This window comes from Pseudomonas uvaldensis (assembly GCF_021271205.1).
In the GTDB taxonomy this organism is placed as follows: Bacteria; Pseudomonadota; Gammaproteobacteria; order Pseudomonadales; family Pseudomonadaceae; genus Aquipseudomonas; species Aquipseudomonas uvaldensis.
This window is the reverse complement of sequence record NZ_JAIWKS010000003.1, coordinates 582,793-603,121: the sequence shown is the minus strand read 5'-3', so window position 1 is coordinate 603,121 and position 20,329 is coordinate 582,793. Positions and strand designations below refer to the sequence as shown.

Annotated in this window: 17 protein-coding genes; 12 read left to right on the top strand and 5 right to left on the bottom strand. The window is 61.2% G+C overall.

All coding sequences use genetic code 11. From position 1 onward, the window contains the following. Positions 1–26: 26 nt before the first annotated feature. Together pobA and LCU97_RS09300 are read left to right on the top strand one after the other, a co-directional pair. Entirely contained in the window at positions 27–1,217 is a 1,191-nt protein-coding gene (gene pobA / locus LCU97_RS09305; RefSeq protein ID WP_232776179.1) for a 4-hydroxybenzoate 3-monooxygenase, read from the top strand. Between the two features lie 120 nt (positions 1,218–1,337). Continuing rightward, the gene (locus LCU97_RS09300) at positions 1,338–2,792 is read left to right on the top strand and encodes an MDR family MFS transporter (RefSeq protein WP_408636367.1); all 1,455 of its coding nucleotides are present in this window, start codon (positions 1,338–1,340) and stop codon (positions 2,790–2,792) included. A gap of 62 nt (positions 2,793–2,854) precedes the next feature. Here LCU97_RS09300 and LCU97_RS09295 read toward each other — a convergent pair whose 3' ends face one another. Continuing rightward, positions 2,855–4,204, bottom strand: coding sequence for a spinster family MFS transporter (locus LCU97_RS09295; protein WP_053153087.1), 1,350 nt, complete (start codon positions 4,202–4,204; stop codon positions 2,855–2,857). 357 nt (positions 4,205–4,561) lie between these two features. Here LCU97_RS09295 and LCU97_RS09290 point away from each other — a divergent pair, with 357 nt between their 5' ends. Next, entirely contained in the window at positions 4,562–6,739 is a 2,178-nt protein-coding gene (locus tag LCU97_RS09290) for a hypothetical protein (RefSeq protein WP_053153085.1), read from the top strand. Positions 6,740–7,034: 295 nt separating this feature from the next. On the opposite strand, the gene LCU97_RS09285 is transcribed toward LCU97_RS09290, so the two are convergent. Next, positions 7,035–7,340 (bottom strand): DUF2288 domain-containing protein, encoded by a 306-nt coding sequence (locus LCU97_RS09285; protein ID WP_232776177.1) that lies wholly within the window; start codon positions 7,338–7,340, stop codon positions 7,035–7,037. Positions 7,341–7,680: 340 nt separating this feature from the next. Between LCU97_RS09285 and LCU97_RS09280 the strand changes: the two genes are divergently transcribed. The 5 genes from LCU97_RS09280 to LCU97_RS09260 all read left to right on the top strand — a co-directional run bounded on the left by LCU97_RS09280 (position 7,681) and on the right by LCU97_RS09260 (position 12,688). Beyond that, on the top strand, positions 7,681–8,808 hold the full coding sequence (locus LCU97_RS09280; RefSeq protein ID WP_053153081.1) for a branched-chain amino acid ABC transporter substrate-binding protein: 1,128 nt from the start codon (positions 7,681–7,683) through the stop codon (positions 8,806–8,808). A 228-nt stretch (positions 8,809–9,036) separates the two neighbouring features. After that, positions 9,037–9,960, top strand: coding sequence for a high-affinity branched-chain amino acid ABC transporter permease LivH (gene livH / locus LCU97_RS09275; RefSeq protein WP_053153077.1), 924 nt, complete (start codon positions 9,037–9,039; stop codon positions 9,958–9,960). After that, entirely contained in the window at positions 9,957–11,222 is a 1,266-nt protein-coding gene (locus LCU97_RS09270; protein ID WP_232776176.1) for a high-affinity branched-chain amino acid ABC transporter permease LivM, read from the top strand. The genes livH and LCU97_RS09270 overlap by 4 nt, the downstream gene beginning before the upstream one ends. Next, positions 11,219–11,986 carry a high-affinity branched-chain amino acid ABC transporter ATP-binding protein LivG gene (livG, locus tag LCU97_RS09265; RefSeq protein ID WP_053153072.1) on the top strand — a complete coding sequence of 256 codons (768 nt, stop codon included), beginning with the start codon at positions 11,219–11,221 and terminating at the stop codon, positions 11,984–11,986. The genes LCU97_RS09270 and livG overlap by 4 nt, the downstream gene beginning before the upstream one ends. Continuing rightward, positions 11,987–12,688: an ABC transporter ATP-binding protein gene (locus tag LCU97_RS09260; protein ID WP_053153070.1), complete on the top strand. Its 702-nt coding sequence runs from the start codon at positions 11,987–11,989 to the stop codon at positions 12,686–12,688. 172 nt (positions 12,689–12,860) lie between these two features. Here LCU97_RS09260 and LCU97_RS09255 read toward each other — a convergent pair whose 3' ends face one another. Beyond that, positions 12,861–13,775: a LysR family transcriptional regulator gene (locus LCU97_RS09255; protein WP_053153066.1), complete on the bottom strand. Its 915-nt coding sequence runs from the start codon at positions 13,773–13,775 to the stop codon at positions 12,861–12,863. A 104-nt stretch (positions 13,776–13,879) separates the two neighbouring features. Between LCU97_RS09255 and LCU97_RS09250 the strand changes: the two genes are divergently transcribed. From LCU97_RS09250 to LCU97_RS09240, 3 genes are all read left to right on the top strand, one after another. Beyond that, positions 13,880–14,479, top strand: a complete 600-nt coding sequence (locus LCU97_RS09250) for a short chain dehydrogenase (RefSeq protein WP_232776175.1) — start codon at positions 13,880–13,882, stop codon at positions 14,477–14,479. A 74-nt stretch (positions 14,480–14,553) separates the two neighbouring features. Further along, positions 14,554–15,228 (top strand): COG3650 family protein, encoded by a 675-nt coding sequence (locus LCU97_RS09245; RefSeq protein WP_053153264.1) that lies wholly within the window; start codon positions 14,554–14,556, stop codon positions 15,226–15,228. A 106-nt stretch (positions 15,229–15,334) separates the two neighbouring features. After that, positions 15,335–16,948: an NAD(P)/FAD-dependent oxidoreductase gene (locus tag LCU97_RS09240; RefSeq protein WP_232776174.1), complete on the top strand. Its 1,614-nt coding sequence runs from the start codon at positions 15,335–15,337 to the stop codon at positions 16,946–16,948. Positions 16,949–17,070: 122 nt separating this feature from the next. Here LCU97_RS09240 and LCU97_RS09235 read toward each other — a convergent pair whose 3' ends face one another. Further along, positions 17,071–18,165, bottom strand: a complete 1,095-nt coding sequence (locus LCU97_RS09235) for a PLP-dependent cysteine synthase family protein (RefSeq protein WP_232776173.1) — start codon at positions 18,163–18,165, stop codon at positions 17,071–17,073. Between the two features lie 260 nt (positions 18,166–18,425). Here LCU97_RS09235 and nhaA point away from each other — a divergent pair, with 260 nt between their 5' ends. Next, positions 18,426–19,610: a Na+/H+ antiporter NhaA gene (nhaA, locus tag LCU97_RS09230; protein WP_232776172.1), complete on the top strand. Its 1,185-nt coding sequence runs from the start codon at positions 18,426–18,428 to the stop codon at positions 19,608–19,610. A 251-nt stretch (positions 19,611–19,861) separates the two neighbouring features. Here the strand turns inward: nhaA and LCU97_RS09225 are convergent, their stop codons facing one another. After that, positions 19,862–20,326, bottom strand: coding sequence for an outer membrane lipoprotein (locus tag LCU97_RS09225; protein ID WP_053153052.1), 465 nt, complete (start codon positions 20,324–20,326; stop codon positions 19,862–19,864). Positions 20,327–20,329: the final 3 nt, after the last annotated feature.

Below are 20,329 nucleotides of genomic sequence, written 5' to 3'. Positions count from 1 at the left end.
CGTGCTTCGTGAGAGTCATAACAACAATGAGAACCCTCAAGACCCAAGTCGCCATTATCGGCGCCGGCCCCTCTGGACTGCTGCTTGGCCAGCTATTGCACAATGCCGGAATCGACACGTTGATCCTCGAACGCCAGGCCCCGGATTACGTCCTGAGCCGCATCCGGGCCGGGGTGCTGGAGCAAGGCATGGCCGAACTCCTGCGCAAGGCCGGCGTCGGCCACCGCATGGACGCCGAGGGCCTGCCCCATGACGGTTTTGAACTGGCGCTCAACGGTCGTCGGGTACACATCGACCTCAAGGGCCTGACCGGCGGCAAACATGTGATGGTCTACGGCCAGACCGAGGTGACCCGCGACCTGATGGCCGCGCGCGAAGCGGCTGGCGGCCGCACGCTGTATCAGGTCGACAAGGTCCAGCCCCACGACATCCAGACCGACCACCCCTTCGTTACCTTCGAGCATCAAGGGCAAACCTGGCGCCTGGAGTGCGACTACATCGCCGGTTGTGACGGTTTTCACGGCGTCACCCGGCAGTCGATTCCGGCGGAAAACCTCAAGGTCTTCGAGCGGGTCTACCCGTTCGGCTGGCTCGGCATCCTGGCCGACACGCCACCGGTCCATGAGGAGCTGGTCTACGCCCGCCACGAACGCGGTTTCGCCCTGTGCAGCATGCGCTCCAGGACCCGCACCCGCTACTACTTGCAAGTGCCCGCCGAGGAACAGATAGCGGACTGGCCGGACGACCGTTTCTGGGCCGAACTCAAGCGCCGCCTGCCCAGCGACCTGGCCGAAGCGCTGGTGACCGGTCCTTCCATCGAAAAAAGCATCGCGCCACTGCGCAGCTTCGTGGTCGAACCCATGCAGCACGGGCGCCTGTTCCTGGTGGGCGACGCTGCTCACATCGTCCCGCCCACCGGCGCCAAGGGGCTGAACCTGGCGGCCAGCGATGTCAGCACGCTGTTCGACATCTTGCTCAAGGTCTATCGCGAGGGGCGCGTGGACCTGCTGCGGCAGTATTCGCCCATCTGCCTGCGCCGGGTCTGGAAAGCCGAGCGCTTCTCCTGGTGGATGACCTCGATGCTGCATCGTTTCGACGACGATGCCTTCGGCCAGCGTATCAGCGAAGCGGAGCTGGAATACTTCGTCGACTCCGAGGCCGGGAGAAAAACCATCGCAGAAAACTACGTCGGGCTTCCTTACGAGCCTATCGAATAGCCGCCTACCGATTTACACTGCGGGTTCCGGCCCCGGCGTGACGCCCGCAGGTTTACCTTGAATCACCTCAACACTGCCCAAGCCCAACAACCCGCCATTCACAGCATCCTGATCGCACTGATGCTGGCGATTTTCCTGGGTGCCCTGGACCAGACCATCGTCGCCGTCTCGATGCCTGCCATTTCCGCCCAGTTCAAAGACCTCAGCCTGCTCGCCTGGGTGATCTCCGGCTACATGGTGTCCATGACCGTGGCGGTGCCGATCTACGGCAAGCTCGGTGACCTCTATGGACGGCGCCCGCTGATGCTGTTCGGCATGGGCCTGTTTACCCTGGCCTCGCTCTTCTGCGGACTGGCGCAAAGCATGGAGCAGTTGGTACTGGCGCGGATCGTCCAAGGCATCGGCGCCGGCGGCATGATTTCCGTCAGCCAGGCAATCATCGGCGACATCGTGCCACCCCGCGAGCGGGGTCGCTACCAGGGCTATTTCAGCAGCATGTACGCGGTAGCCAGCGTCGCCGGGCCGGTGCTGGGTGGCTACATGACCGAGTACCTGTCGTGGCGCTGGGTGTTCTGGATCAACCTGCCGCTGGGCCTGGGCGCCTGGCTGGTGGCCCGGCGCACCCTGGTCGGGCTGGCGGTGCCGCAACGTACGCCGATCATCGACTACCTGGGCACCGTGCTCCTGATCATCGGCCTGACCGCGTTGCTGCTGGGCATAACCCAAATCGGCCAGGGATACGCCTGGCACAGCCAGGACGTGCTGGCGTTGCTGGGTGGTGCGGTGGTGGCACTGGCAGTCTTCGTCTGGCATGAGCGCCGGGCAAAGGAGCCCCTGTTGCCAATGCACTTGTTCGTCAACCGCAGCGCGGTGCTGTGCTGGTGCACCGTTTTCTTCACCAGTTTCCAGGCGATTTCCCTGACCGTGCTGGTGCCGTTGCGCTTTCAGAGCGTGACCGGTGCAGGCGCCGACAGCGCAGCGTTGCACCTGTTGCCGCTGGCGATGGGATTGCCCATGGGCGCGTATTTCGCGGGGCGGCGCACATCGGTCACGGGCCGTTACAAACCGATGATCCTCAGCGGCGCCCTGCTCTTTCCTTTCGCCATTCTCGGTATGGCCTTCACACCACCCGGCGCGTTCTGGCTCAGCAGCCTGTTCATGCTGCTCGGTGGCATCGCGTCCGGCATGCAGTTCCCCACCTCGCTGGTGGGCTCGCAGAATTCAGTGCAACAGCAGGACATCGGCGTCGCCACCAGCACCACCAACCTGTTCCGTTCCCTGGGCGGCGCGGTGGGCGTGGCGCTGATGTCGGCGTTACTGCTGGCGTTGCTACAGGACTCCAGCTTTGCCCAGCTCAGCGGTTCGGCGCTGCTGGGCGAAGGACATTCGGGCAACGTCCTGCTGGACGGCCTGAACGCCGCTCCGGGCGAGGCGCAGAACGCCTTGCGCCAGGAGTTGCAGAGCACCTTCCAACACCTGCTGTTGATCAGCGCGGCGGTATCGCTGCTGGGGCTGGCGGCCGCGGTGGCGATGCCCAATCAACTGCTACGTGGGCGGGATGAGAAAGAGCGGTAACCAGGCTTAGCGCAGAAACCCGTGGCGAGGGGTTGTGCAGGGCTTGCTTCTTGTGTGCGGCATTATGCTGTCGCCGCTGTGCCCACCGGGTCGACCACCCCACTCATCCCCTGCTTCATCCTCTTCGCATCGCGGGTGAAACAACGCGACGCCAGGAACAGGAACAGCATGGTCATGAACAACGCCACCGGGATCAGGTACATCGCGTCATGCAAGCCAATGGCCTTGAAGGCCTCGGTCATCTGGTCAACGCCGGCCGCGGCCATGGCGGTGCGGGCGAAATAATCCGACAAGCCACCGACCACCACCGGCCCCAGGCCACCGCCGAGCAGGTACAGGCCGGCGAAGAACAACGCCATCGCTGTCGCCCGCAAGCGCGGTTCCACCACGTCCTGGATCGCTGTGTAGACACAGGTATAGAAGGTGTAGGCAAACAGCCAACCGACGCTGAACACCGCGACGAACACGCCGATTTCAATGCGTCCGGCGTGCAGCGCCCACGCCGTGGTGAGCGTAGAGATCACCAGGCTGAACGCCGCGAACAGCAGGCGACCGTTGGGCACCCTTTGATGAATCTTGTCGGCGATCCAGCCCCCCAGGGTTAACCCGAACAGCCCGGTCACACCGACCATGATCCCCGTGGCAACGGCGGCCTCATGCAATGGCATCAGGAAATAGCGTTGCAGCATCGGCACCAGGAAGGAGTTGCAGGCATAGGTAGCAAAGTTGAAGCACAACCCCGCCAGCACCAGCCACAGGAACGTGGGAATCGCCAGCACCCGACGAATCGGCCGGTCGATTTTTTCCTGGGATACCTGCACGGTTTCCGCCGCGCCGCGCTTGGGCTCCTTGATGAAAAACATGAACACCGCCAGCACCAACCCCGGCACCGCGGCGATAAAGAACGGGGCCCGCCAACTGTCGAAGGCCTTGACCATCGCCCCGATGGTGAAGAAGGCCAACAGCAGCCCGATCGGCAACCCCAGCATGAAGATACCCATGGCCCGCGCCCGGCGGTGGGCCGGAAACAAGTCGCCGATTAACGAGTTGGCCGCTGGCGCATAACTGGCCTCACCAATCCCCACCCCCATGCGCACCACCAGGAATGCCCAGAAGCTGCCCACCAGGCCATTGACCGCCGTCAGCCCGCTCCAGGCCGCCAGCCCCCAGCCCATCAACCGGCTGCGCGAACCGGTATCGGCCATGCGCCCCAACGGCAGGCCAGCGATGGCGTAGACGATGGTGAAGGCCGTACCGATGATGCCAATCTGGAAGTCGCTGAGGCTCCACTCCATGCGAATCGGCTCGATGATGATGGCCGGGATGGTGCGGTCGAAAAAGTTGAACAGGTTGGCCAGGAACAACAGGAACAGAATGCGCCAGGCATTCGCCGCTTGGGTCGAGTTCTGCATGGGTCCGTCTCTTTATTGTTATGGGGCAACGGCGAGGCATCCGGGCCCTGAATCTGCAATCTAGATAGCGCAGCGCGGGCTGTCTCCAATCATTCGCCCCGCTGATACCGGGCCATGGGTGCGGCGGGTTTATTGACGGCAATCAAGTGACTGTGACAATTGCCATCATTTTGCCCAATCCTGATTAAAGATCATCCCTCGCTGGCCGATCCAACATGAATAGATTTACCCGAGCGCTGTCAGGCTGCTGTCCTGAACGCTTGGGCCGACCTTCGCGCCAACCAGGGCGCGAGCTCCCATCAGCGATGGTTCGATGACAACGATTGTCGAGCCGAACAGCTCAGGCATACGCGCACCATGACCTCAAAAAAAACCTCCACTGCGTTATCCGATCTGACCCTGAGCCCGGCCGCCAACGGACCTGAGACCTCAAAGTCCCCGGGTGGCCTGCGCGCCCTGTCGTCCCAGCAGTACCTGTACTTCACCGAAACCAACACCGACCGTATCCTCGATAACCTCGACGGCCTGCGTGACACCGTTTTCCCGCGCCCTGCGCATCTGGTGGACGAGGAAAGCGAACGCGACCAGCAGGAATTCCCGTCGGTGTGCCTGATCGGCCTGGGTCGTTGCGGTTCAAACATTGCCCTGGATGTGGCGGAGCTGGTGTACAACGCCCGCAAGTTCTACCTCAACGAATTCAATGCCGAGGACAAGGGCTACAACGACAAGGGCTACCGGCCTGCACAGTGGATCCGCACCAACCTGCGCCTGGGCACAGGCAAGGCAACCAAGCCGGTGTTCTTGGTGGAGCCTCTGGTCATGCTCGGCGACCTGGACAAGGACATCGCCGGGCGCATCCGCTTCTCGCGCAAGGGCGAAAAAAGCGGCTTCCTGCGTGACTACAGCAAGATGAAAATCATGGACCTGTCGGAGGTTCATGCCGGGGGTGCCGGTAACGCTCCCATCCTCGGCCAGTACCTGGCCAAGATCATCCTGAACAAGGACACCCAGCGCTTTTCCAGCCCTGACTGGAAAATGATCCACTCGTACCTGATCGACAGCTGCGGCATCAAGGCCAACCAGTCGCGCCTGTATTTCTCGATCTTCAGTGCCGGCGGCGGTACCGGTTCAGGCATGGCGTCAGAGTTCGGCCTGGCCCAGCAATACTCCTACATGAACAAGACGTTCGACACCAAGCCGATGGACGAGCATGACAGCAAGAGCGGCCACTCTTTCGTCTTCGAGCCGATCTTCACCAGCGGCATTTGCGTGCTGCCGAACATTTCCGATCACCGCAGCGAAATGTCCGAGGCATTGCACATCAACGCCGGACGCCTGCTGTGCAAATACCTCTCGGAAGAATGGGATTTCTCGTACAACTTCGCCAATGAAGACAGCAGCGAAGCCAGCGTCATGGGCCGTATCCGTCCCTGGAACGCGATGATGCTGATTTCCAACGACATCATGCGCTACGCCGAAGAAAGCGATGACGGCAACATCCAGAACATCGATGTCAATGCCATGGAGAAGCACGCCAACCAGTACATCTCCCAGCAGATCTTCAACATCCTGACGGCCCAGGCCGTCACCACCGACTACGACCAGAACTATTTCCGTCGCGCCGGTATCGATATCGGCGAAACCATCCGCCTGGATGCCAACGACCTGTTCATGAGCCTGGCCGGCCCTGTGGCGATTGCCTACGCCGAATCCGTCGTTCCGGAAACCCCGGCACCCAGCAACGACAAGTTCAAGGTGTTCGATAAAGAGCCGCCACGCCTGAACATCGATGACCTGTTCTTCCGCTCCATCGATCTGCCGCATTTCAACAAGGTGACCCAGGCCATCGAAGGCATCAGCCTGCTGCCGATCGAATCCAAGCGCTACCGGGCTTCGCTGGAGCAGTACAAGAACTCCGGCTACGATGCCGCGGCCCTGCACGACCTGCATTTCTTCAAGAACTGCTCGTCGGTGGTCTCCATCGTCTCGCTGCCCAAGGACTACAAGCTGTCCTATATGGACCTGAACCGGCTCAAGACCCACCTCAACAGCCTGTTTCCCAATACCACCCTCAAGCGCTATGCCCTGGTGATCGGCGCCTCGGCCAACCTGTCGCTGACCACCCTGATCGCCAAGAGCCCATGCCTGTCGGACGATTTCCTGACGCTGATCGTGGCCTTCATCAAGCGCTGCTTCGCCCGCAACCCGTATCGCTTCGACGACACCCTGGACAACTCGATCCTGGACTTCATCATCAACGAAGACTTCGACGAGGAACGGATCGACGACCTGCTCAACGAATTCGAGAACCCGGCAAAGATCCTCGACACCAACTGGTATGCGATCAAGCCGATGTACGAAAAGAAATACCGCGAGCTGATCAGCGACAAGGAGAAGTTCGTGTCGATCAACGATATCCGCCTGTCGCGGGACTGCGTGAAGAAGGCCATCAAGTACCTGCGCGAGATCTACCGGCACCGCATTGGCAAGACCAAGGTTATTTCCCTTAATAACCACACGGGGCGGACTTACTGAGCCCGGCACGACACCGCGTCGCCCCTTTCGCGAGCAAGCCCGCTCCCACATTGAACGGAGTTCTTCCAAGAAGAACGCGGTCCTTGTGGGAGCGGGCTTGCTCGCGAAGAGGCCTTGAACACCCCACCAATACAACATTCAGAAACAATTAAGCAGCCCACCGGCTGCTCAATAAACTGTTCCCGTTACGTATACGTCACCCTCCCCTGTGGCGTTTCACCACGGCACGGCGCCATCACGCTACTCAGCTACACACTTCCTCTCACTCAATAAGCGCACTTATTTGGTGCATCGATCATTTCGACGCCCTTTCCTGGATCAGGATCCAGGGAGAAACCACCACCGCCCAGAGCAGCGGATCGCGCTCCACGTAATACAGCGCCCGCGTTTCAGACAGCTTGGCGACATGCCCGGCGGCCAGCCAGGCGGCGACTTTGTCCCCTTCGTCCTGGGCCACGGCCTCGGCGGCGGCGATCAAATCCAGTGCCGGGTCGACCCACAATAGGGCACCCTTGGCAAAGAACGGTTCCAGCTCCTTCCAGGTAATGGAGGCCGTTTCACCAAGCAGCTTGGCATAGAGGGTGCTAGGTTCTTGATTCATGGGCACTGTCCGGAAAAGAAATCGGCGCGAATGATAACGTCGGTGGTCCGGCAGAAAAACCCGGTAGCAACAGGAGTGACCATTGAAAAGAAACAGCATTGCCAGGGATTGCCGATCAGACCGGACACCGCCCGCCGCTTTTCTGTCTTTTTCTTTCAATAAAGCGACACCCTCTGATTTTGTCCCCAAGCGCCAGCTTCCCTTGCCAACAACGGGCGCTCTACACTGTACCGGTACAGTTGCCGGGGGCATTTTCCGTGGGGATATCCAGCATATCTGACCCGGTTCTGCCGCTGCGGCGCCAGGACTATAAAAACTACAACAGCATGAGTGGAGCACTATGACTAAGGCTACTAAGCAGATTTCCAAACTGTTTGCCGCTATGGTTCTGGCTGGGGTTGCCAGCCATTCGTTCGCCGCCGACACCATCACGATCGGCATCGCCGGTCCGAAGACGGGTGCAGTCACCCAATACGGCGACATGCAATTCGCTGGCGCAAACCAAGCCGTCAAGGACATCAACGCCAAGGGCGGCGTCGATGGCAAGATGCTCGAAGTCAAGGAATACGACGACGCCTGCGACCCTAAACAGGCCGTTGCCGTGGCGAACAAAGTGGTCAACGATGGCGTCAAGTTCGTCGTCGGCCACCTGTGCTCCAGCTCCACCCAGCCAGCTTCGGACATCTACGAAGACGAAGGCGTGATCATGATCACCCCGGCCGCCACCAGCCCGGACATCACCGCCCGTGGTTACAAGATGATCTTCCGCACCATCGGCCTGGACAGCGCCCAGGGTCCTGCCGCCGGCAACTACATCGCCGACCACGTCAAGCCGAAAGTCGTGGCTGTCCTGCACGACAAGCAGCAGTACGGTGAAGGTATCGCCAGCGCCGTGAAGAAAACCCTCGAAGCCAAAGGCGTGAAAGTGGCCGTGTTCGAAGGCCTGAACGCCGGCGACAAGGATTTCTCCTCGATCATCCAGCGCCTCAAGCAGAACAATGTCGACTTCGTCTACTACGGCGGCTACCACCCTGAACTGGGCCTGATTCTGCGTCAGTCCAAGGAAAAGGGCCTGAAAGCCAAGTTCATGGGGCCTGAAGGCGTCGGCAACGAGTCCATCGCCCAGATCGCCCAGGACGCTTCCGAAGGCCTGCTGGTGACTCTGCCGAAGTCCTTCGATGCCGACCCGGCGAACAAGGCCGTCGTCGATGCCATCAAGGCCGACGGCAAGGATCCAAGCGGTCCGTTCGTGTTCCCAGCCTACTCCGCCGTCCAACTGATCGCCGAAGGCATCAAGGCCGCCAAGAGCGACGACACCGCCAAGGTCGCCGAGACCATCCACAAAGGCACCTTCAAGACGCCGACCGGCGACCTGTCGTTCGACGAGAAGGGCGACCTGAAGGACTTCAAGTTCGTGGTTTACGAATGGCATTTCAACAAGCCGAAAACTGAAGTCTCCCCTCAGTAAGCCAGGCATTACTGGTCAACAAGCCCACTGTGCAAGCAGTGGGCTTTGTTTTACGAGGTTTATGGGCCAGGCACCCGCGATCCGGGCGCTGGTTCACCTGAAAATCTTAAAACCGTCACCAGCGGTTCGCTGGCAAACGCTTGGAGCAAATGTGATCAGAGAACACAGCACCGGGCCGGAACATGACTCCACCAGTGAAATGCGTATCGGGTTTTTAGGAGCGCTGTAATGCCTGAGATCTATCATTTTTTCCAACAGCTGGTTAATGGCCTGACCATTGGCAGCACCTATGCCTTGATAGCCATTGGCTACACAATGGTTTACGGCATCATTGGAATGATTAACTTCGCCCATGGCGAGGTCTACATGATCGGTTCCTATGTGGCCTTCATTGCCCTTGCCGGGCTGGCCATGATGGGTATCGATTCACTGCCGCTGTTGATGACCGCCGCGTTCGTGGCATCGATCATCGTAACCAGTGCCTACGGCTACAGTATCGAACGCGTTGCCTATCGCCCCTTGCGTAGCAGCAACCGGTTGATCCCGCTGATTTCCGCCATCGGCATGTCGATTTTCCTGCAGAACACCGTATTGCTGTCCCAGGACTCCAAGGACAAATCGATTCCCAACCTGATCCCGGGGAGCTTCTCCTTCGGCCCGGGCGGCGCCGAAGAAGTGCTGGTGTCCTACATGCAGATCCTGGTGTTCGTCGTGACCCTGGTCGCCATGCTCGGGCTGACCCTGTTCATCTCCCGTTCCCGCCTTGGCCGCGCCTGTCGCGCCTGCGCCGAGGACATCAAGATGGCCAACCTGCTGGGCATCAACACCAACAACATCATCGCCCTCACCTTCGTCATCGGGGCCGCGCTGGCGGCTGTCGCCGCGGTACTGCTGAGCATGCAGTATGGCGTGATCAACCCGAACGCCGGTTTCCTGGTGGGCCTCAAGGCCTTCACCGCGGCGGTCCTGGGTGGCATCGGCAGCATTCCGGGCGCGATGCTCGGCGGGCTGGTGCTTGGGGTAGCCGAAGCGTTCGGCGCCGATATCTTTGGCGACCAGTACAAGGACGTCGTGGCGTTCGGTCTCCTGGTCCTGGTCCTGTTGTTCCGGCCGACCGGCATCCTGGGCCGTCCGGAGGTTGAGAAAGTATGAACAAATATCTTAAACAGGCGCTGTTCAGCGCCGCGCTGGTCTGGGCCGTGGCCTTCCCCGTGCTGGGCCTCAAGCTGAGCATCGTCGGGGTCAACCTCGAAGTGCACGGCACCGGTCCCCTGACACTGGGCGTGATTGCCCTGTGCTCGGTACTGATGTTCCTGCGGGTGCTGTTCAGCCAACAGGTCGGCACGCTGCTGCGTTCCAACCGCGGACCGCTGGTTTCACCCAAGGTCAGCCAGTTCCTGACACTGCCACGCACCCAGCGCCAGATCATCATCGGCCTGATCGTGGTTGCCCTGGTCTGGCCGTTCTTCGGCTCCCGGGGCGCGGTGGATATCGCCACGCTGATCCTGATTTATGTCCTGCTGGGACTGGGCCTGAACATCGTGGTCGGCCTGGCCGGGCTGTTGGACCTGGGCTACGTGGGTTTCTACGCGGTCGGTGCCTACAGCTACGCGCTGCTGTCCCATTATTTCGGCCTGAGCTTCTGGATCTGCCTGCCGATCGCCGGCTTGATGGCGGCCACCTTCGGCTTCCTGCTGGGCTTCCCGGTGCTGCGGCTGCGGGGCGACTACCTGGCCATCGTGACCCTGGGCTTCGGCGAGATCATCCGCTTGTTCCTGCGTAACCTCACCGACCTCACCGGCGGCCCCAACGGCATCAGCAACATTCCCAAGCCGACGTTCTTCGGTCTGAGCTTCGACCGCACCGCGGCCGAGGGCATGCAGACCTTCCACCAGTTCTTCGGGCTGACTTACAACCCGGTGAGCAAGGTGGTGTTCCTCTACCTGGTCGCACTGCTGCTGGCCCTGGCCGCGCTGTTCGTCATCAACCGCCTGCTGCGCATGCCCATCGGTCGCGCGTGGGAAGCGTTGCGTGAAGACGAAATCGCCTGCCGCGCACTGGGTCTCAATCCGACCGTGATCAAGTTGTCAGCCTTTACCCTCGGCGCCGCATTCGCCGGTTTCGCCGGCAGTTTCTTCGCCGCCCGTCAGGGCCTGGTGACGCCGGAGTCCTTCACCTTCATCGAGTCGGCGATCATCCTCGCCATCGTGGTGCTGGGCGGTATGGGCTCGCAGTTGGGTGTGATCCTGGCCGCGATCGTGATGATCCTGTTGCCTGAAATGATGCGTGAATTCAGCGAATACCGCATGTTGATGTTCGGCGCCTTGATGGTGCTGATGATGATCTGGCGTCCTCAAGGTCTGCTGCCTATGCAACGCCCCGAACTCAAACTAAGAGCGGAGCCGCACAAATGAGCCGCGAGATCCTCAAAGTTGAAAATCTGAGCATGCGCTTCGGCGGCCTGCTGGCGGTCAATGGCGTGGCCCTGACCGTGAAAGAAAAACAGGTCGTGGCACTGATCGGGCCGAACGGCGCGGGCAAGACCACCGTGTTCAACTGCCTGACCGGTTTCTACCAGCCTACCGGCGGCACCATCCTGCTCGATGGCGCGCCGATACAGGGCCTGCCGGGCCACAAGATCGCCCTCAAGGGCGTGGTGCGCACCTTCCAGAACGTGCGGCTGTTCAAGGACATGACGGCGATCGAGAACCTGTTGATCGCCCAGCACCGGCACCTGAACACCAACTTCTTTGCCGGCCTGTTCAAGACCCCGTCGTTCCGCAAGAGCGAGCGCGAGGCAATGGAGTACGCCGAGTACTGGCTGGAAAAGGTCAACCTCAAGGAATTCGCCAACCGCACCGCCGGCACCCTGGCCTACGGTCAGCAGCGTCGCCTGGAAATTGCCCGCTGCATGATGACCCGCCCGCGGATCCTCATGCTCGACGAACCGGCCGCCGGTCTGAACCCGAAGGAAACCGAGGACCTGAAAGCCCTGATCAGCGTGCTGCGTGAAGAGCACAACGTCACCGTGCTGCTGATCGAGCACGACATGAAGCTGGTCATGAGCATTTCCGACCACATCGTCGTGATCAACCAGGGCACGCCTCTGGCCGACGGCACGCCGGAGCAGATCCGCGACAATCCTGAAGTGATCAAAGCCTACCTGGGGGAAGCGTAAATGCTGCAGTTCGAAAACGTTTCCACTTTCTACGGCAAGATCCAGGCCCTGCACAGCGTCAACGTGGAAGTTCGCCAGGGCGAAATCGTCACGTTGATCGGTGCCAACGGCGCCGGCAAGTCCACTCTGCTGATGACGCTCTGCGGTTCGCCCCGGGCCCACAGCGGCAGCATCCGCTACATGGGTGAGGAACTGGTAGGCCAGGACTCGTCGCATATCATGCGCAAGAGCATCGCCGTCGTGCCGGAAGGCCGTCGGGTATTCGCCCGGCTGACCGTGGAAGAAAACCTCGCCATGGGCGGATTCTTCACCGACAAGGGCGACTATCAGGAACAGATGGACAAGGTGCTGCACCTTTTCCCACGCCTGAAAGAGCGCTTTACCCAGCGTGGCGGCACCATGTCCGGTGGTGAACAGCAGATGCTCGCCATTGGCCGTGCGCTGATGAGCAAGCCCAAGCTGCTGCTGCTCGACGAGCCGTCCCTGGGCCTGGCGCCGATCATCATCCAGCAGATCTTCGACATCATCGAACAGCTGCGCAAGGATGGCGTGACGGTGTTCCTCGTGGAGCAGAACGCCAACCAGGCATTGAAAATCGCTGACCGTGCCTATGTGCTGGAAAACGGCCGGGTGGTGATGCAAGGCACCGGTGAAGCGCTGCTGACCGACCCGAAAGTGCGCGAGGCCTACCTGGGCGGCTGAGCGGTTGCGGTAAACCCAAAAAAACGGCCTTCGGGCCGTTTTTTTGTCTGGGCCACTCGCCACAGGGTTGCGCGTATTTAAAAATAAAGAGGCCCAGGGAATGTTGTCGATCGATCACCTGATCGCCAAGCGCTACGCCCACTGACTGCGACTGGAACGCCTGTGGAGCGGGCTATCGCTGTAGCCGATCCAGCACCTCGCCACTGCGCTTGAACCAATCGATCAGATAGTCGGCCAGCACCTGGGTGCGCTTGGGCAGGCCGCCCTGGTACGGGTGGACCAGGTACATCGGCATGCGCCGGGTCTGGTAATCGTGCAGCACATTGCGCAGGCGCCCGTCGGCCAGTTCTTCATGCAGCAGGTAGGATGGCAGCCGGGCAATTCCGGCACCGGCCAAGGCCGCTTTTTTCAACAAGCTGTAGTGATTGCTGGCGAACGGCCCGCAGACACGCACCCGCAGCAGCTCATGCCGTTGGTGGTACAGCCATTCCTCGCGGCCGCTGTAATGGCTGTTGAGCAGGCAACGATGTTCGGCCAGCGCCTGGGGCGTCTGGGGTTCGCCGTATTGATCGAGATAGGCCGGGCTGGCGCAGGTCATCTCATGCCAGGCCAGCAGCGGTCGCGCCACTAGCCGTTCATCGATGGCGGCATCGGAACGGATCGCCAGGTCGAAACCATCCCGGGACAGATCGCGGTAGCCGTTGTTGAGTTCCAGTTCGATCTGCACGTCGGGATAGGTGCGGGCAAATTCCGTCAACAGCCCATCAAAGAAGGTTTCCCCCAGCGAAACCGGAACCGTCATGCGCACCGGACCGCAAATGTCATCCTTCAACCGGGCCAATGCCTGACGCGCACGCTCCACCTGCACCAGCAATGCCTGGGCCTGGGGCAGCAACGCCGCCCCCGCCGCCGTAAGACTCAGGCGTCGCGTGGTGCGCTGCAACAACACCACCGAAAAACGGCTTTCCAACAGACTGATGCGCTTAGACAACTGCCCCTTGCTGCACCCCAACTGCTGGGCGGCCAGAGTAAAACTACCCGCCTCGATCAACACGGCGAACGCCGCCAGGTCATCCATTTCGCTCATTGGATTGTTTCCAGATGAAAACCAAAGGTTGCCTATTAGCATGATTATCAGCGTAAAGAATCCTTCTAGACTGAAAAACTCGTTCAACCCAGTGAGGAATCCCCATGAAAATCCTGTTGATCGGCGCCAACGGCACCATTGGTTCGGCCATCGCTAACGAACTGTCGCCGCGTCACGAAATCGTCCGCGTCGGCCGCCACAGCGGTGACTTGCAAGTGGACATCAGCGACAGCACCTCGATTCGCGCCCTGTTCGAAAAGACCGGGCGCTTCGATGCGCTGGTCTGCGCGGCGGGCAATGTCACCTTCGCCCCCTTGGGCGACATGACGGAGGAAAGCTTTGCCCTCGGCCTGACAGACAAGCTGATGGGCCAGGTCAACCTGCTGCTGATCGGCCGGGAATTCGCCAATGACGGAGCCTCCTTTACCTTCACCAGTGGCGTGCTCAGCCATGACCCGATCAAGAGCGGCGCCTCGGCGGCCTTGGTCAACGGCGCTCTGGACAGTTTCGTCCGCGCAGCAGCCATCGAGTTGCCAAGAGGCTTGCGAGTCAACTCGGTGAGCCCGAACGTGCTGCTGGAGTCCATGGACAAGTACGCTCCCTATTTCCGCGGCTACAAACCGGTGGCCGCCGCCGACGTCGCATTGGCCTACGCCAAGAGCGTCGAAGGCCTGCAAACCGGCCAGACCTTTCACGTCGGTTAAATAAGAGCTCGCCTACGGGTTGTGGTGTAGGACCAGTCTGAGTAACGTGGCGGCACCTGTCTGGAGACCCAATGATGCGTGCCGCCCGTTCCGTTCTGCTTGTTGCCCTCCTACCACTCTTCGCCGGCTGCCAATTGCTCGACGGCACCCGCCAGAGCGCTTCCCACGCTGGCCAGATGCGCATGCAGGGCGAGCTCACCGCGGCCGATGGCAAGCTGATTTTCCAGCCGTGCCAGGAACAACGTCGCTACCTCGTCAATGACAGCGGCGCTACCAGCGTGCTGCAACAAGCCGCGACCCTGGCCAATGACCAGGGCAAGCTGTTTGCCGATATGCGAGGCCCTATTGTCTCCAGTGCAGCGGCCGGTACGGACAGCCAGTTCAACGTAGAGCAACTGTATCGCCTGGAGCGTTCAAGCACGGCGTGCGATGACGAGAACTTCAAGCGGCTAGTCCTGCGCGCCGCCGGCCATGGCCCCGAGTGGAGCCTCAACGCCAGCGGCAAGGGCATGGTACTGGAGCGTGAAGGCCAACCGACACTGGCGGTGCCCTACCTGGAAGAGCAATTGGGTGATGGCCGCTTCAACCTCAGCACCGAAGCCAACGGCCAGACAGTCGAACTTTGGGTCGCACCGCAACGCTGCGTCGATCCCGTCACCGGAAGCGTCCAGCACATGAGCGCCGAAATCCGGGTCAACGGCCAGGTCCAGCGCGGCTGCGCCTACTTCGGCGGTGCCCGCGACGACTGATTCGACGAGCGACCGTTTTAACCTCACGGGCGTTGCGGATTGCAGCTTATAATCACCGGTTTGAACGCCCTGGCGCAGTTGTGCGCCCCGCGAACCGGATCCCGTCATGTTACGAATCACCGAACTCAAGCTGCCGATCGATCATCCCGAAGAAGACCTGCGCGCTGCCATCGTGCAGCGCCTGGGCATCACCAACGATGATCTGCTCGACTTCACCCTGTTCAAGCGCAGCTACGACGCGCGCAAGAAATCCTCCGAGCTGTGCTTCATCTACACCCTCGACCTGACGGTGCGCGATGAGGCCGGCCTGCTGCGCAAGTTCGCCGATGACCGTAACGTCAACGAAGCACCGGATGTCAGCTACAAAATGGTCGGCCAGGCACCGGCGGACCTGAGCGAGCGGCCGATTGTGGTGGGTTTCGGCCCATGCGGGATCTTCGCAGCGCTGTTGCTGGCGCAGATGGGTTTCAAGCCGATCATCCTCGAGCGCGGGCCTGAAGTCCGCCAGCGCACCAAGGACACCTGGGGCCTGTGGCGCAAAAGCGTGCTCAACCCTGAATCCAACGTGCAATTCGGCGAAGGTGGCGCGGGGACGTTCTCCGATGGCAAGCTCTACAGCCAGATCAAGGACCCGAAGTTCCTCGGTCGCAAAGTGCTGCACGAGTTCGTCAAGGCCGGCGCGCCGGAAGAAATCCTGTACGTCAGTAAGCCGCACATCGGTACGTTCCGTCTGACAGGCGTCGTGGAAAACATGCGAGAGCAGATTCGCGCCTTGGGCGGCGAAGTACGCTTCCAGCAGCGGGTAACCGACGTCCTGATCGAAGAAGGCCAACTGGTCGGCGTGGAACTGGCCAGCGGCGAACGGCTTTACTCCCGGCACGTCATCCTGGCCTTGGGCCACAGTGCCCGCGACACGTTCCGCATGCTCCACAGCCGTGGCGTGTACATGGAAGCCAAGCCGTTCTCGGTGGGTTTCCGCATCGAACACCCACAGTCGCTGATCGACAGTGCGCGCCTGGGTAAATACGCCGGCCATCCGAAACTCGGCGCCGCCGACTACAAACTGGTGCACCACGCCAGGAACGGTCGTTCGGTGTACAGCTTCTGCATGTGCCCGGGCGGGACCGTGGTGGCGGCCACCTCCGAGCCGAATCGCGTCGTCACCAACGGCATGAGCCAGTATTCGCGCAACGAGCGCAATGCCAACTCCGGCATTGTTGTCGGCATCACCCCGGAAGTGGACTACCCCGGCGGACCGCTGGCCGGGATCGAGCTTCAGGAACGCCTGGAATCCCACGCCTTCGTGCTCGGTGGCAGCAACTACGAGGCCCCGGCGCAATTGGTGGGTGACTTCATCGCCGGCAAACCGTCCACCGCCCTGGGCAGCGTCGAGCCCTCCTACAAGCCAGGGGTCTCGCTGGGTGACCTGGCGCTGGCCCTGCCGGACTTCGCCATCGAGGCCATCCGCGAAGCCCTGCCGGCGTTCGAGAAACAGATTCGCGGCTATTCGCTGCATGACGCCGTATTGACCGGCATCGAAACCCGTACTTCGTCCCCACTGCGCATTACTCGCAACGAATCGTTGCAGAGCCTGAACGTGAAGGGCTTGTTCCCGGCGGGTGAAGGCGCCGGTTATGCAGGCGGGATCCTGTCGGCAGGCGTGGACGGGATCCGGATTGCCGAGGCGGTGGCGCGGGATCTCCTCGGCCTCAAGACCTGACACCAACCTTTGCGGGAGCGAGCCTGCTCGCGATGGCGGTGGATCAGTCAGACATTATTTGACTGCTCTGCCGCTATCGCGAGCAGGGCTCGCTCCCACAAGGGGCGGCAGCGTTTTCAAGCTCAAATCCCCGCCCGCAACACACTCTCCGGCAGCGCCTCCCCGCGCTCTACGCTCGCCGCCACTGCATCCATCAATCCGCTCAACTCGTATCCCTGTGCCTTGAGCCAGGCCGGATCGTAATAGGTCGTGGCATAACGCTCGCCGCCATCGCACAGGATCGCCACGATCGATCCCGACTCCCCTTTATCCTTCATCCGCTTCGCGGCGATCAGCGCACCGATCAGGTTGGTGCCGCTCGACCCGCCGACCCGCCGACCCAGGCGTTGCGCCAGGTAATGCATGGCGGCCAGCGATAAAGCGTCCGGTACCTTGACCATTGCATCGATGACCTTGGGCAGGAACGACGCCTCGACCCGTGGACGGCCAATGCCTTCGATCCGCGAACCGCACTCCAGGCGCAGGCTTGCATCGCCGCTGCGGTAGTAGTCAAAGAACACCGAGCGCTCAGCGTCGGCACACAGCACCCGGGTGCAATGCTGGCGATAGCGCACGTAGCGCCCCAGAGTCGCGGTGGTGCCCCCGGTGCCAGGGCTGGAGATCAACCAGCTGGGCTCCGGATGCCGCTCGAAACGCATCTGCTGGAAAATCGACTCGGCGATGTTGTTATTGGCCCGCCAGTCCGTGGCGCGTTCGGCGTAGGTGAACTGATCGATGAAATGCCCGTCATGCTCACGCGCCAGTCGCTCGGACTCGGCGTAGATCTGCGTAGGATCCTCCACCAGATGGCTCTGGCCTCCGTAGAAAGCGATTTGTGCGATTTTTTCCCGAGAGGTGGTTGCTGGCATCACCGCGATGAAGGGCAGGCCCAGCAGCCGGGCGAAATAGGCTTCGGAAATCGCCGTCGATCCGCTGGACGCCTCGATCACCGGCGCGCCGGGCTTGAGCCAGCCGTTACACAACGCGTAGAGAAACAGCGAGCGAGCCAGGCGGTGCTTGAGGCTGCCGGTGGGATGGCTGGATTCATCCTTGAAATACAGCTCGATGCCCGAAAAGCCAGGCAGTGGCAACGGGATCAGGTGGGTATCGGCGCTGCGCTGGAAGTCGGCTTCAATGATGCGAATCGCTTCGCGTGCCCACTGGCGGGGGTCGTTCATGTGTTTTCTCGCAGATCGGTTCGACGCGGGGAAGCCTGACGGCCAGGCACAACGCATATTCGGAAAAGCCAGTCCCAAGCTTAGGAAAAAAACTACATCGCGCACAGGTACAGCTAAGGTCCAATATGCCCGGCAACTGCCCGAGCGAACCTCAGGCGCCGTAACGTCATATAACAAAAAAGAATATAACTTTTGTTTTAACAACTAACGGTACGGGTTAGGGTGTGACCACTTTTTGATTGACGACATGGAGAGCGATCTTGCCTCTACGTAATTCTCTGACACGTTTTTTTCAGTTGGAAGCCGCCAGCGGCCTGCTGCTGATCGCCGCTGCCGTACTGGCCCTGATCATCAACAACTCGCCCCTGTCCTGGCTGTACGGCGGCCTGCTGGACACCCCCGTAGTGGCCCAGGTCGGCGCGCTGAAGATCGCCAAGCCCCTGCTGCTGTGGATCAACGATGGTCTGATGGCGATGTTCTTCCTGCTCATCGGGCTAGAGGTCAAGCGCGAGGTACTCGACGGCCAGTTGTCAAAACCATCGCAGATCGTCCTCCCGGGCGCCGCAGCCATCGGCGGCATGGTGGTGCCTGCTCTGATCTACTGGTTTCTCAACCGCGACAATCCTGCGGCCCTTTCGGGCTGGGCGATTCCAACGGCCACCGACATCGCCTTCGCCCTGGGGGTCCTGGCGCTTCTGGGCAAACGCGTACCGGTGTCGCTCAAGCTGTTCCTGATGACCCTGGCGATCATCGACGACCTCGGCGCCATTATCATCATCGCGATCTTCTACTCGGGCGCCTTGTCGACGCTCTCGCTGATGCTGGCAGCGGCGTGCATCGCCGTGCTGGTGGCAATGAACCGAATGGGAGTGGTCAAGCTTGGTCCCTACATGGTCGTAGGCCTGATTCTCTGGGTTTGCGTGCTCAAGAGTGGTGTGCACGCCACGTTAGCCGGCGTCACCCTGGCATTCTGCATTCCACTGCGCACGAGAAACGCCGAGACCTCGCCGCTGTTGTCCCTGGAGCATGCCCTGCATCCCTGGGTCGCGTACGGCATCCTGCCGCTGTTCGCCTTTGCCAATGCCGGCCTGTCCCTGAGCGGTGTCACCGTCGAGAGTTTCACCCATCCCGTGCCGATGGGCATCGCCATCGGCCTGTTGCTGGGCAAGACCGTCGGTGTGTTCGGCCTCACCTGGCTAGCGGTGAAAGCCGGTATCGCCGGCCTGCCCGCCGGCGCCAACTGGGGTCAGATACTGGGGGTGGCGATTCTGTGCGGCATCGGATTCACCATGAGCCTGTTCGTTGGCTCCCTGGCGTTCGAGCCCGGCGCAAGCCAGTACGCCGGCATGGATCGGATGGGCATCCTCACCGGCTCGATCCTCGCGGCAGTGCTGGGTTACGGGGTGACCGCAGCGGCCAGCCGCAAGCACAAAGCCTTGTCCTGACGCATCCTTGAAGACCGATCGCTACGCCTTTTCGCGGCGTAGCGATCCCTCACCCGGTCGATTCGCCCCCTCAAGATCAGACGTTCCAGCAAAGCAGTCCGACAATGCTCGGCAAGCGACCACCGAACGCCCCTGGCCACCGGGTCAGCGTCCGTCCCGCACGAATAGACCATGACCTTCGGCCAATTCAACGAAGGGCATAAAAAAACCCCGATCAGTCACCTGATCGAGGTTTTTCCTTCCCGCTGCGCTTAGTGCGTAACGCGGCTCACACCGTTCACGGTGGCGATACGAACCCGCTCGCCCACACGGAACACTTCGTTTTCCTGAACCTCTTGCACGTAGGCGCGCATGCTGCCGTCGTCTTCGCGAACAGTGATTTCCACACCCTGGGTGCGGGTCAGGCCTTCTTCGGTGGCGGAGCCGATCAGGCCACCGGCCACGGCGCCAATCACCGCGGCGACAATACTGCCGCGACCGCCACCAATGGCGCTGCCGCCGACACCACCGACCACCGCACCGGCGGCACCGCCGATCGGGGTCTTGGTGCCTTCGATCTTGACCGGACGCAAGGCTTCGATGGTCCCCATGCGAATCGTCTGCACGCGACGCGCTTCGTCACGGGAATAGGAGTCACCGGTCAGGCTCGACTGACAACCAGTGAGCAACATCGCCATCGTGGAAAAGGAAGCAACCAGCAAAACAGACTTACGCATAGC